This is a genomic window from Bradyrhizobium genomosp. III (assembly GCF_000261705.1).
In the GTDB taxonomy this organism is placed as follows: Bacteria; Pseudomonadota; Alphaproteobacteria; order Rhizobiales; family Xanthobacteraceae; genus Bradyrhizobium; species Bradyrhizobium ottawaense.
Genome location: NZ_AJQF01000501.1, coordinates 1 through 12,889, shown reverse-complemented (window position 1 = coordinate 12,889; position 12,889 = coordinate 1). Strand labels below are relative to the sequence as shown.

The following is a 12,889-nucleotide window of genomic DNA, read 5'->3' as shown; positions in this document are numbered from 1 at the left end:
GGGGAGCCGCTCGCGCTCGACCACGATGCCGGTCGCCGGTCCCTGGAAGGTCTTCACATAGGCGACGGGGAAACGCATGTCTTCCAGCCGCAGCGCCTTGAGCGGCTTGAAGCCGAACACGTTGCCGATGATCGAGGCCGAGAGGTTCGCGATCGAACCCGGCTCAAACAGGTCGAGGTCATAGGCGATGTAGGCGAAATACGAGCCCGGCGTGCCCGGCACCGGATCGACGCGGTAGCATTTCGCGCGATATTTCTCCGCCGCGGTCAGGCGATCGGTCCACACCACGGTCCAGGTCGCGGTCGAGGATTCACCGGCGACGGCCGCGGACGCTTCGATCGGGTCAACGCCTTCCTGGGGCGTGACGCGAAACAGCGCGATGACGTCGGTGTCCTTTGGCGTGTAGTCGGGCTCCCAATAGCCCATGCGCTTGTATTCCATGACGCCCGAGCGATAGCGCTCTTTGCCGCGGACCGTGCCGGTATGTGCGTTCATGTCTCTCTCCTGCTGTTTTCTCTGTTGTTTCCGATTGACTAGGCCGCAACGGGCTCGCGGGCATCGACGCGCGGATCGAGCTCGCCGGCGCGATAGCGCCGCGCCATCTCGCTCAAGGGAATGACCTTGATCTTGCTGGCATGGCCCGCGGTCCCGAACTGCTCGAAACGGTCGCGACAGAGCTCGCGCATCGCGTCCATCGCCGGTTTGAGGAATTTGCGCGGGTCGAACTCGGAACGCGTTTGCGCGGCGACCTTGCGGAACACGGCCGTCATCGCGAGGCGGCAGTCGGTGTCGATATTGACCTTGCGCACGCCGCTCTTGATGCCGCGGACGATCTCCTCGACCGGCACGCCCCAGGTCTGCGGCATCTCGCCGCCGAACTGGTTGAACATGTCCTGCAGCGGCTGCGGCACCGACGAGGAGCCGTGCATCACCAGATGCGTGTTAGGCAAGCGGCGATGGATCTCCTCGACCACGCGCATCGCCAGGATGTCGCCATCCGGCTTGCGGCTGAACTTGTAGGCGCCGTGCGAGGTGCCCATCGCGATGGCGAGCGCATCGACCTTGGTGGCACGAACGAAGTCGACCGCCTGGTCGGGATCGGTCAGGAGCTGGTCGTGGCTGACCGTACCCTCGACGCCGTGGCCATCCTCCTGCTCGCCACCGCCGTGCTCGAGCGAGCCGAGCACGCCGAGCTCGCCTTCGACGGAGGCGCCGACCCAGTGGGCGAGATCGACGACGCGGCGGGTGATCGCGACGTTGTAATCGTAATCGGCCGCCGTCTTGGCGTCGGCCTTGAGCGAGCCGTCCATCATGACGGAGGTGAAGCCATGGGCGATGGCGGAGGCGCAGGTCGCTTCGTCATTGCCGTGGTCCTGGTGCATGCAAAGCGGGATGTCCGGATAGGTCCGCTCCAGCGCGTCGATCATATGCGAGAGCATGAGATCGCCGGCGTAGCTGCGCGCGCCGCGCGAGGCCTGGATGATCACGGGCGCGTCGACCTCGGCCGCCGCCTGCATGATCGCGATGCCCTGCTCCATATTGTTGATGTTGAACGCCGGCACCGCATAGCCATGGCTGGCCGCGTGGTCGAGCAGTTGGCGAAGTGTGATACGGGCCACGAGAAGTCCTCCTTATTGTCGCTTGCGAGCGACCGCCCGGCGGGCGGCTTCCGCAATGCTTTGCGGTGTGATGCCGAATTCGCGGTACAGCACCGGCGCCGGCGCCGAGGCGCCGAAGCCGCGCATGCCGACGAATTCGCCCTCAGCGCCGAGCCAGCGCGCCCAATCGCCCTGCACGGCAGCCTCGATTCCGACACGCGGCGCGGTACCGAGCACGGTGGCGCGGTAGTCGTTCGGCTGCTCCTCAAACAGGGCGAAGCAAGGCGCGGACACCACGGCCGCACGAATGTGCTCGGTCGCAAGCAGGCGGGCGGCTTCCAGTGCAATCGACACTTCCGAACCGGTTGCGATCAGCGTCACGTCGCGTCCGCCGTCCGGCGAGACGACGAGATAGGCGCCGTGTGCGACGCGGTTTCTGCCGCGCGCATCGCTACGGAAGGTCGGCAACGCCTGCCGCGACAGGCACAGCACGGAGGGGCGGTCTTCGGAATTGAGTGCGCAATCCCAGGCTTCCAGCGTCTCCACCGCGTCGGCGGGACGGAACACCAGCAGGTTCGGGATCACCCGCAGCGCGGCAAGATGCTCGACAGGCTGGTGCGTCGGGCCGTCCTCGCCGAGGCCGATGGAATCGTGGGTCATCACATGGATGACGCGCAGCCGCATCAGGGCCGCAAGGCGGATCGCGGGCCGGCTATAATCGGAGAACGCGAGGAACGTGCCACCGTACGGGATGAAGCCGCCATGCAGAGCGAGGCCGTTCATCGCGGCGGCCATGCCGTGCTCGCGAATGCCGTAGTGGATGTAGTCGCCGGCGAACGTCCCGCGCTTGACGGGGACTTGCAGCTTGGCGTGCGTGAGGTTCGAATGCGTCAGGTCAGCGGAGCCGCCGACCAGGCCGGCAATCGTCCCGGCGATGCCGTCGAGCACCTGTTGCGAGGCCTGCCGCGTCGCGAGCTTCGGACGCTCGGACGCAAAGCGTTCGCGCAACTTCGCCGCGGCCAGCGCGTAGGCGGCCGGCAGGGCAACCGCCTTGCCTTCGACGAACATGTCGCGCTGCTCGGCCGTCGCGCATTCATAGCGATCGAGCCAGGCGAGCCGATCGACCTGGCCGCGTTGCCCGATCATCCGCCACGCTTTCTGGACCGTGACAGGCACCACGAAGGGCTGATAATCCCAACCCAGCGTCCGGCGCGCGGCCGCGGTCTGCTCGGTCCCGAGCGGCGCTCCATGGGCTTTCTCCGTGCCCTGCCGATCAGGCGCGCCGTAGCCGATGACGGTGCGGCAGGCGATCAGCGACGGTTTGGCGGTCTCCCGCTCCTCTGCGATCGCCTGCGCAATCGCTTCGGGATCGTGGCCATCGATGCTGCGCACCGACCAGCCGGAGGCGGCGAAACGCGCCAGCTGGTCGTCGGACGTCGCCAGCGAGGTGGGCCCATCGATCGAGATCCCGTTGTCGTCGAACAGCACGATCAGGCGGCCAAGCCCGAGATGCCCGGCGAGCGAGAGCGCTTCCTGGCTGAGGCCCTCCATCAGGCAGCCGTCACCCGCGATCACATAGGTGAAATGATCAACGAGGCCGTCGCCATGTCGCGCGTTGGCCATCCGCTCGGCGAGCGCCATGCCGACCGCGGTCGCGATCCCCTGCCCCAGTGGCCCCGTCGTCATCTCGACGCCCGGCGTGTGACCATATTCCGGATGGCCCGGCGTCTTCGAGCCCCATTGCCGGAATGCCTTGATGTCGTCGAGGCTGACGTCGCCGCCGGTCAGATGCAGCAACGCATAGAGCAGCATCGAGCCATGGCCCGCCGACAGCACGAAGCGGTCGCGGTCCGGCCAGTTGGGGTGCGCCGAGTCGAACTTCAGGAACCGCGAGAACAGCACGGTTGCGACATCCGCCATGCCCATGGGCAGGCCGGGATGACCCGACTGCGAGGTCTCGATGGCGTCGACCGCGAGGAAGCGGACGGCATTGGCGAGATCGTTGTGCGTGACCGCCGTGAGGTCGGCTTCGGCATGAACCGAGATGTTCATTGGATTCTCTCCTCGTTCACTTCAAGCTGCGCTTGCGCTCGATCAGCTGCATGATCAGCGGCGTCAGGATCAGCTGCATCGCGAGATCGAGCTTTGCGCCGGGGCACACGATCGAGTTCGCGCGGGACATCCAGCTCTGCGGCAACATCGAGAGCAGATAGGGGAAGTCGATGCCGCGCGGGTTCTTGAAGCGAATCACCACCATCGACTCGTCCGGCGTCGGGATCCAGCGCGCGATGAACGGATTGGAGGTGTCCACCGTCGGCACGCGCTGGAAGTTGATGTCGGTCTCGGTGAATTGCGGGCAGATGTAGTGGATGTAGTCGGGCATCCGCCGCAGGATGGTGTCGGTGACGGCCTCGGTCGAATAACCCCGCGCACTGCGGTCGCGGTGCAGCTTCTGGATCCATTCGAGATTGATGACCGGCACGACGCCGATCTTGAGGTCGGCATAGCGCGCGACATTGACCTTGTCGGTGACGACGGCGCCATGCAGGCCCTCGTAGAACAACAGGTCCGAATTCTCCGGCAGCCGCTTCCAGTCGGTGAAGGTGCCGGGCGCCGCGCCATGCAGCGCGGACTCCTCGGCGTCATGCACGTAATGCCGCGTCGTCGCGGTGCCGGTCTCGCCATAGTCGCGAAACGCACGCTCCAGCTCCTCGAACAGGTTGGTCTCGGGGCTGAAATGACTGAAATGCTTGTTGCCGCGATCGGCCTCCTTCGCCATCTGCCCGCGCATCTCGGCGCGGTCGTAGCGATGGAAGGCGTCACCCTCGATGTAGGCCGCGTTGACCTTCTCGCGGAAAAATATCTGCTCGAAGGTCTTCTTGACCGAGGTGGTGCCGGCGCCGGAGGAGCCGGTGATGGAGATGATGGGATGCTTCCTGGACATCGGACGCCCTCCTCACAGCCGGAAGAATCCGCGCCGCGCGAACAGCGGCGCTGAGACGCTGGCAACCAGCAGCGGATCGCAATGCAGTTCCTCGACGCGGCGCACCTCGTTGCTCGAGCCCATGATCAGCGGCACGCGCTGGTGCAGGCTCTGCGCCGAGAGATCGAGGATGCGCTCGCGCCCCGTCGTGGCGGAGCCGCCGGCCTGCTCGATGATCATGGCCATCGGATGCGCTTCGTAAGTCAGACGCAGGCGGCCGTCGCCATAGCCGGCACGCGCGTCCGAGGGATAGAGGAAGATGCCGCCACGGGTGAGGATGCGATAGGCCTCGGCGACCAGCGAGCCGACCCAGCGCATGTTGAAATTGTGGTTGGCTGGCCCGTCGACGCCGGCGAGGCACTCGTCGACGAAGGCACGCACCGGCGAATCCCAGTGCCGGCGATTCGACGCGTTGATCGCGAACTCCTCGCAGGCCTCGGCGATCTGCGCGCCGCTGCGCGCGAGGCGGAAGCAACCCGCCTTGCGATCGAGCGTGAAGATGTCGACGCCTTCGCCGAGCGTCAGCACCAGGGAGGTCTGCGGCCCGTAGGTGACGAAGCCCGCCGCGAGCTGCGCCGAGCCGCGCTGATGGAAGGCAAGCGAGAGATCGTCGGGGGCGGGCAGGATCGAGAAGATCGTGCCGACCGTCATGTTGATGTCAATGTTGGAGGAGCCGTCGAGCGGATCGATCGCGATGCAGATCTTCGCCTCACGATCGCCGATCTGGGCCTCGCGCATTTCTTCCGAGGCGAGCGCGGCGACCGGCAGCTTGCTGAGGCAGCGGCGCAGGATCGCGTCCGCCTGCACGTCGAGATCGCGCTGGACGTCGCCGTCGCTGTTGCGGCCGGTGGTCAGGCCGGAGGCGTCCGCGAGATCTCCGGTGGCGATCAGGTCGGCGATCTCGATGGCCGCTGCCGCGATGGCATCGACCGCGGCCGCCACGGCGAGCGCATGAGGTGCGGTCTCCGAATACCGTTGAAGGTGGTCGTCCAGCCTCAATTGCCCGGTCATCTGCGCATCCCCTTTGCCGGCGCCGTATCCAGTTCCCTCCCCTCTGGAGGTCGGTACGGTCAGTCCCGGCATCAGGAGATTGACAGGGGCGGCTTAATAAGGAAAATTTCTATTTATAATGAGCGTCAAAGAATTTTCTTATAATGGCCCCAGCCATGCGGCGGCCCAGCTCCGGCATCTGACGATCCGGCAGCTGCGCTCGCTTGCGGCGCTCTCGGCCAAAGGCAGCGTGACGGCGGCGTCCGGGCATCTCGGGCTGACCCAGCCGGCCGTGACCCAGCAACTCCGGCAGCTTCAGGATCTCGCCGGCCTGCCGCTGGTGCAGCGGACCGGCGACGGCATGCTGCTGACGGAGGCGGGCAAGGAGGTCTTGACGCTGGCCGAGCGGGTCGAGGCCGCCATCATGGACTGCCAGGGCGCGCTCGACCTGCTCGCCGGGCGGACCGGCGGCACCGTGCATCTCGGCGCGGTCTCGACCGCGAAATATTTCGTGCCGCATGCGATCGCGGCGTTCTCCAAGCGGTACCCCAAGATCGAGATCAAGCTCACCATCGGCAACCGCGAGGAGATCCGCGAGGCCATGCACGGCTACGACCTCGATTTCGCGGTGATGGGTCGGCCACCGGCCGACGTCACGGTCGACGTCCGCCAGCTCGGGCGCAATCCGCACATCATCGTCGCGCGCAAGGGGCACTGGCTGGAGAACGATTCCGGCCTCAACCTGACCGACCTCGTCCACGAGACCTTCCTCACCCGCGAGCCCGGCTCGGGCACGCGGACGCTGATGGAGGGCATGTTCCAGAAGTCCGATCTCGAGCCGATCATCGGCATGGAGATGAGCAGCAACGAGACCATCAAGCAGGCCGTGATCGCCGGGCTCGGCATCGCCTTCATCTCGGCCCACACCGTGGCGCATGAGCTCACCGAGGGCCGACTCATCGTGCTCGACGTCGCGGGCCTGCCGATCGTGCGGCAATGGTACGTGATCCGCCGCAGCGACAAGGTGCTGCTGCCGCCGGCGCAGGCGATGTTCGATTTTCTGGGCTCGGAAGGGTCGAACTATCTGCCCGACGTGCCCGAGTTCGGCGGACGATGATCCGCCCGCGCTCAGCTCATCAGCTTCATGGCAACCGTCGCCGCCAGAATCACGATGATCTGGAGCAGACGCTCCGTCGTGAAGATGCGGTTGAACGTGATCATCGCTTGCCCCGGCCGACGTGAGGGAGATTTCGGTCGGCCCGTTGCTAGCACAGGCGGGCAGCCAGACAACTCCGTAATTGCCACAGGTGCCGCTTGCCGCCGGCCTGTTGCGAGGAGACCGCACGTCATCCCCTCCCCGGCTGACGGTCGATCCACCACGCAACATCGCGCGCGGCGCCCTCCTGGAATCCGACGACCGGCACGCCTGCAGTCACGCCGCGGAGGCGGCGGACGTCGGCGGCAATGATCGGCTCGGCGTCGATGCCCGTTGCATCGACGGCGCCGAACCTGGCCAGATGGCGTGCTTCGAGGAGACCTGCGACATGCTCGATCACGCTGCGCAGGCTGCGCGTCTCGCCACTGGCGAGATTGACGACGCCGGAGAGCTCGCTGTCGAGCACGGCGGCGATCATCTGCGCGAGGTCATCGACATAGACGAAATCGCGAAGCTGCCCGCCATGCGAGCAATCGAAATGCTGTCCCGCGCGAAGGCTCCGGATCAGCGAGGGGATCAGGCGCGCCTCGGGCTCGTGCGGCCCGAACGGGACAAACACGCGGCCCCAGGCGGCGCCTGCCGCGATATAGGCTTCGGCCGTCGCGAGCTTGGCTTGTCCGTACAGTGTCGTGGGACGGCATTGACTCACCTGCTCCTCGCACGGGCCGCTCTGCGGTCCGTATTCGAGGCAGCTTCCGATGCCGAGGATGCGCTGGGTGCCGCGGGCTCGCGCACGTGACAACAGGTCAATGCTCGCCTCGGCCCACAACCGGTTGACGGGATCCTCGCGATAGCGGCCCGGCCGCACCTCCCATGCGAGATGAACGAGATGCGTCGGCCGCGATGCCGACAGCGCATGTGCGCGGCCGGCTTCGGTGAGGAGATCGGCCGCATGCCATGTCACACCGGCCACCGCCGATTGAGTCGCGCGCGCGACGCCGTGCACCTCGAAGCCGCGACCAGTCAGCACAGGCAACAGCGCACGACCGACGAATCCGGACGCGCCCGTGACCAACACCCGCCTCATGCGAGACACGGCAGCGCGCGGTCGCGCGCGGACAGAATAGGGTCGGCAAGCGGCCAGTCGATCGCGAGCGATGGATCGTCCCAGCGAATGCCGGCCGCGCCTTGCGCGTCATAGGGCACATCGATGCAATACATCAGCTCGGTGCCCTCAGTGAGCGTCTGGAAGCCGTGCGCGCATCCGGCGGGGATGAATACGGCATTGCCACGGCCGGCGGCGAGCTCGACCGAGCACCATTGTCCGTAGGTCGGCAGCGACCGGCGCAGATCGACGATCACGTCGAACGCGCGGCCGGCAACGCACCGCACCAGCTTGGCCTCCGGTCGGCCCATCTGATAGTGCAGGCCACGCAGCGTGCCGGCGCGCTCGTTATGCGAGAGGCTGTGCTGCGCGAAATGCGTCGGCAGGCCCTGCGCCGCGAAGGCCTCAGCATCGAACAGCCGGGCGAAGAATCCGCGCGCGTCGGTCTCCGGTTCGATGCCGATTTCAACCACGCCTGGCAGCGCCAATGCAGTGAACTTCATCCCGGGCCCCCGCACCGCGACGCCGCCGTTGCGAACGTCGGTTCACCGAAACGCCTTTTGGGTTGCATCATGCGCAACGTTGTCGGAATTTCCGTGGCTTGGGAGAATTCACTAACAGCCGCGGCACGACGGCACAACCGGACGATCCGTTCATGGACAGGCATCGATGCCGCTTTTGCGCGCGGGAGCTCGATGAGACCTTCGTCGATCTCGGCCTGTCGCCTTTGGCGAATTCCTTCGTGCCGCCGGAGCGGGCGGAGGCGACTGAGCCGACCTATCCGCTGCATGCCCGTGTGTGCCCCGCCTGCGGACTGGCGCAGCTTCCGCAATTCGAGCCTGCGGCCAACATCTTCGAGCAGTATCTGTATTATTCGTCCTATTCCGAGAGCTGGCTCCGGCATGCGGAGAGCTATGCCGCCGAGATGGTCGTCCGTGCGAAGCTCGGCGCAGCGTCCGAGGTGATCGAGATCGCCAGCAATGACGGATATCTGCTGCAATATTTCCTGCGCGCCGGCATCCGTGCGCTCGGCATCGAGCCGGCCAGCGGTCCGGCGGCCGCTGCGATCGCCAAGGGGATTCCGACCCGGATCTGCTATTTCGGCCGCGACGTCGCGACCGCGCTGCGCGCCGAAGGTCATAGGCCCGAGCTGATCGTCGCCAACAACGTGCTGCCGCACGTCCCTGATATCAACTATTTCGTCGCGGGCCTGCGCATTCTCCTGCCCGAGACCGGACGCGCCACGCTGGAGCTTCCGCATCTGTTGCACCTGATCGAAGGCATCCAGTTCGACACGATCTATCACGAGCATCTGTCGTACTTCTCGCTCGCGACCCTGGAGAGGGTCTTTCGCGCACACGCCTTGCGCGTCTTCGACGTGGACGAATTGCCGACGCATGGCGGCTCGCTCCGTCTGCATGTCTGCAGCGAGAACGCGCCTCGGAGCGCCTCGCTTGCACTCGAGAGCTTGCGCCGGCGCGAGACCCTGGCAGGGCTCGACCGGCCGGCGAGCTATCGTGATTTCCAGGCGAAGGTGGCGGCCAAGCGCGAGACGATCCGCGACTTTCTCGTCGCGGCGCGGCGCGCGGGCAAGACGGTGCTGGCCTATGGCGCGCCTGCGAAGGGCAACACGCTGCTCAATTATTGCGACGTCACGCGTGAGCTGATTCCGTTCACCGTGGACCGCAATCCGCATAAGCAGGGCCTGCTGCTTCCGGGATCGCATCTGCCGATCCGCGATCCCGCCGCCCTGATCGCGGCCAGGCCCGATTACGTCTTCATCCTGCCCTGGAATCTGAAGGACGAGATCATCGCCCAGTTGGCGGAGGTTCGCGCCTGGGGCGGACAATTCGTGGTGCCCGCGCCCGATCTGACGATCATATCGTGAGCGATGGTTAACAATCAGGCTGCGAGCGGAGCGGCGTAGTCCGCGCGCAACGCGAAATAGGCTTCCAGCTCCGACAACGCCCGCGCTTCCCAATCGCTCGCCTGCTCCAGCAGCGACCAGCTCTGGCCCGGGCGGAACGCAGCGGTCTGGCGATAAAGCGATGCGATGCCGCGATAGCGGCGCACATTCTCCAAGATGGCTTGACCGTTCATGTCCGAAAACTCCCTCGTCATTCCCGGGGGAGAAACTGCGGCCAAATCTTTTTCGAAAAGTTAGCGGCGCGCGGCAAGCTTGCGGATGGTTGCCGGACTGTTGCGCGGACGCAACGTGCACGGCCGGGCAAGGGCGAATTATTGCGGATTCGTTGCCGCGCTCTCGCCCGGGGACTTCAACCCGCCCTGGCGGACGATCCTCATGGTCTCGCGGCAGAGATCGGCGAGGCCAATCAGCAGCACCGCGAGCAGGCAGAACAGGTTGATGGCATCGGTATTTGCGTTGCTCAGCGCGTTGAACTCGAAGAAGGGCGGAATGAACGCCCACCACACCAGGGGAATGGTGAACAGCGCGGCAAACCCCGCCGCCGGCGTACCCGCAACGATGCCGAGTATGAACAGGCCGGGCAGGAACGCTGCAAAATAGAGCTTTGCGCCGAGCGCAACGCAAATGCCCTGAAACGCAGCCGACATGGCGACAACGACGCATCCGAGCAGAAACGCCTGCCACGACCATGGCCGTACCCGCGGTACGCCAAACAGTCCCGCACGCCTCATCAGCCTCCCCCTGCCGCCCATTAACCGGGCCCGCTTGAGACCAAAGTACTACAGCAGCACCGGAATCGCGAGATGCAAATTGCATCACCCGGCTGCCTCCCGCGGCCTGGTAAACGGCCGCATCGCACAATTGCTGTGGCCGGCGGCTATTCGATCGCCGCATAGAGCAAGCCGATGACGGGCAGAGCGAGGCCGATGGCCGATGCGAGCGTCCAGCCACCTTGCGCGAAAGCCCAGGCGCCGACCGCGGAGCCGGCCGCGCCGGCGGTGAAGAACGTCGCCATGTAGAGGCCGTTGAGGCGGCTGCGGTGCTCGTGCCCGAGCGCGAAGATGGCGCGGAAGCCGAGCACGACATTGCCCTGGACGCCGACGTCGATGGCAATTGCCGCCGCGACCAGACAGACCAGGTTCAGCATCGAGCCGGGCGCGCCGAGATAGGTCACGAGGAAGCCCCCGGCCGCGAGCAGCATCGCGACCAGCGTCGCGATGCGGCTATGGCCGCGATCGGCGAGCCGTCCGGCGATGGGCGCCGCGAACACGCCGGCCACGCCGGCCAGCGCAAACAGCGCGATGCCGCGCTGGGTGAAGCCGAACGCGTCGGCGAGCTGGAGCGGTGCCACCGTCCAGAACAGGGTGAAGCAGCCGAACAGGCTGGCCTGGTAGAGCGCCCGGCGCCGCAGCAGCGGCGTCGCCCGCACCAGATGCGGCATCGACAGCAACAGTTCGCCATAGTGCATCCGCGTCACCGGCTTGCGGTTCGGCAGCGTCATCCAGAGCACGGCCGTCAGCACGATCATCAGCGCGGCGGAGGCGAAGAACACCGCGTGCCACGACAGCGCCGAGGTGACGAAGCTCGACACCGGACGCGCCAGCATGATGCCGAGCATCAGGCCGGTCGAGACGTTGCCGACGACACGGCCGCGGATGGCTTCCGGCGCCAGATGCGCGGCATAGGGAATGATGATCTGAACCGCGACCGAACCGAGGCCGATGAACAGCGCGGCGATCAGGAACGGCAACGCATGGGTGGCGAACGCGGCGGCGAGCAGCGCCGCCGCGCCGAGCGTGATGACGGAGCAGATCAGGATACGGTTCTCGACGAGATCGCCGAGCGGCACGATCAGCAGCAGCCCGGTGCCGTAGCCGATCTGCGTCATGGTGACGATCAGCCCGCCAGCTGCGTGCGACAGGCCGAGCGCGGCGCTGATCGGGGCGATCAGCGGCTGCGCATAGTAGATGTTGGCCGCGATCATGCCGCAGGCCGCGGCAAGCACGAAGGTCAGGCGCTGCGACACCGCATCCGGTTCGGGTGCGGTCTCGATCGTGGCATTCATCGTCATGACGCATAGTCTCCGAGAAATCGGGAACGATCATTTCCTAATATGACACAAATTCAGGCGAGCAGTTTCATCGCGACGCCGACGAGGCGGGCTCCGTCGAGCGGCAGACGCGCCTTGCCGACGACACGCAGGCCCTGCGTGATGCAGATCATCAGCCGCGCGGTGTCGTCGGCCGCGACATGACCGGGAATCGAGCCGTCGACCTGCCCCTCGCGAATGAGGCCGGCGATGAAATCTTCGTTGGTCTCGAGCTGCGCGGCGACGCGGGCGGCGACGACGGAATCGACCGCCGACAATTCGACCGCACTGCCGACCACGAGGCAGCCGCGCCGTCCCTCGGCGCCCTGGGACTGCGCGACATAGGACAGCAGCACATGGCGCAGTCGCTCACGGCCGTTTTTGCCGTGCGCGGCGGCGCCGCGGGTCTGCTCCTGGCGCAGCGCCGTATAGCGCTCGAAGGCGGCCAGGAACACCGCATGCTTGTCGCGAAACGCCTTGTAGATGCTCCCCGTCGCCAGCCGCATCGCCGCGGTAAGGTCGCCGATGGAGGTCGCATGATAGCCGCGCTCACGAAACACCCGCACGGCGCGGTCCAGCGCCGTATCCATGTCGAATTCCCGGGGACGACCGGGCGGACGGGCGGCAGACGGCGATCGGCGGGCGGCTTTTTGCATTGCGGGATAATAGGGAATGATTGTTTCCTAATAAAGACAATTGGTTGTGATGGGGGAGATCGGGTGGTCGGATAAGCAGGCCCCGGGCCTCGTGTCCCGGACAAGCAGCAACGCGAAGCGTTGCGGCGCAGAGCCGGGACCCAGAAGGCGACAGGGCGCGATGCGGATGGATGGGCCCCGGCTCTGCAGCGCACCGCCCCGGACGATGCTTCGCATCGCCCGAGCGCTGCGCTGCGTCCGGGGCACGCGAGCGGAGTGCGGCGATCGCCCTCTCCACCGTCATCGCGACGAGCTCTAGCGACGAAGCAATGACGGTGTATGAGGCGATGGCTCGTTCTCCAAGTGCGCAGTGCCGTAGGGTGGGCAAAGGCGCATAGCGCCGTGC

The 12,889-nt window shown here is 66.2% G+C and carries 12 protein-coding genes and 1 pseudogene; 2 read left to right on the top strand and 11 right to left on the bottom strand.

Annotation, left to right across the window (positions count from 1 at the left end; all coding sequences use genetic code 11):
• The 5 genes and pseudogenes from rbcL to IC66_RS0138835 form a co-directional block, all read right to left on the bottom strand.
• Nucleotides 1-495, bottom strand: a pseudogene (rbcL, locus tag IC66_RS0138855) (ribulose-bisphosphate carboxylase large subunit); the annotation flags it as partial.
• Nucleotides 496-533: 38 nt separating this feature from the next.
• Complete coding sequence (fba, locus tag IC66_RS0138850) at nucleotides 534-1,619, bottom strand: class II fructose-bisphosphate aldolase (protein WP_028144066.1); 1,086 nt, start codon at nucleotides 1,617-1,619, stop codon at nucleotides 534-536.
• 12 nt (nucleotides 1,620-1,631) lie between these two features.
• Complete coding sequence (gene tkt / locus IC66_RS0138845; protein ID WP_028144067.1) at nucleotides 1,632-3,650, bottom strand: transketolase; 2,019 nt, start codon at nucleotides 3,648-3,650, stop codon at nucleotides 1,632-1,634.
• Between the two features lie 16 nt (nucleotides 3,651-3,666).
• Entirely contained in the window at nucleotides 3,667-4,542 is an 876-nt protein-coding gene (locus tag IC66_RS0138840; RefSeq protein WP_038951139.1) for a phosphoribulokinase, read from the bottom strand.
• A gap of 12 nt (nucleotides 4,543-4,554) precedes the next feature.
• Complete coding sequence (locus IC66_RS0138835; protein ID WP_038951137.1) at nucleotides 4,555-5,592, bottom strand: class 1 fructose-bisphosphatase; 1,038 nt, start codon at nucleotides 5,590-5,592, stop codon at nucleotides 4,555-4,557.
• 118 nt (nucleotides 5,593-5,710) lie between these two features.
• Between IC66_RS0138835 and IC66_RS0138830 the strand changes: the two genes are divergently transcribed.
• Nucleotides 5,711-6,688 carry a LysR family transcriptional regulator gene (locus IC66_RS0138830; RefSeq protein WP_028144069.1) on the top strand — a complete coding sequence of 326 codons (978 nt, stop codon included), beginning with the start codon at nucleotides 5,711-5,713 and terminating at the stop codon, nucleotides 6,686-6,688.
• A 229-nt stretch (nucleotides 6,689-6,917) separates the two neighbouring features.
• Here the strand turns inward: IC66_RS0138830 and IC66_RS0138820 are convergent, their stop codons facing one another.
• Together IC66_RS0138820 and rfbC are read right to left on the bottom strand one after the other, a co-directional pair.
• Nucleotides 6,918-7,814, bottom strand: a complete 897-nt coding sequence (locus IC66_RS0138820; protein WP_038951136.1) for an NAD-dependent epimerase/dehydratase family protein — start codon at nucleotides 7,812-7,814, stop codon at nucleotides 6,918-6,920.
• The gene (gene rfbC / locus IC66_RS0138815; RefSeq protein ID WP_028144071.1) at nucleotides 7,811-8,335 is read right to left on the bottom strand and encodes a dTDP-4-dehydrorhamnose 3,5-epimerase; all 525 of its coding nucleotides are present in this window, start codon (nucleotides 8,333-8,335) and stop codon (nucleotides 7,811-7,813) included. The genes IC66_RS0138820 and rfbC overlap by 4 nt, the downstream gene beginning before the upstream one ends.
• A 152-nt stretch (nucleotides 8,336-8,487) precedes the next feature.
• Between rfbC and IC66_RS0138810 the strand changes: the two genes are divergently transcribed.
• Nucleotides 8,488-9,720, top strand: a complete 1,233-nt coding sequence (locus IC66_RS0138810; RefSeq protein WP_038951135.1) for a class I SAM-dependent methyltransferase — start codon at nucleotides 8,488-8,490, stop codon at nucleotides 9,718-9,720.
• Between the two features lie 14 nt (nucleotides 9,721-9,734).
• Here the strand turns inward: IC66_RS0138810 and IC66_RS0138805 are convergent, their stop codons facing one another.
• From IC66_RS0138805 to IC66_RS0138790, 4 genes are all read right to left on the bottom strand, one after another.
• Complete coding sequence (locus IC66_RS0138805; protein ID WP_028144073.1) at nucleotides 9,735-9,932, bottom strand: hypothetical protein; 198 nt, start codon at nucleotides 9,930-9,932, stop codon at nucleotides 9,735-9,737.
• A gap of 138 nt (nucleotides 9,933-10,070) precedes the next feature.
• Entirely contained in the window at nucleotides 10,071-10,406 is a 336-nt protein-coding gene (locus tag IC66_RS0138800) for a DUF4118 domain-containing protein (protein WP_244429233.1), read from the bottom strand.
• Between the two features lie 230 nt (nucleotides 10,407-10,636).
• Nucleotides 10,637-11,830, bottom strand: coding sequence for an MFS transporter (locus IC66_RS0138795; protein ID WP_038951133.1), 1,194 nt, complete (start codon nucleotides 11,828-11,830; stop codon nucleotides 10,637-10,639).
• 53 nt (nucleotides 11,831-11,883) lie between these two features.
• A complete protein-coding gene (locus IC66_RS0138790; RefSeq protein ID WP_038951132.1) occupies nucleotides 11,884-12,438 on the bottom strand; it encodes a TetR/AcrR family transcriptional regulator in 555 nt (184 codons plus the stop codon).
• Nucleotides 12,439-12,889 lie beyond the last annotated feature (451 nt).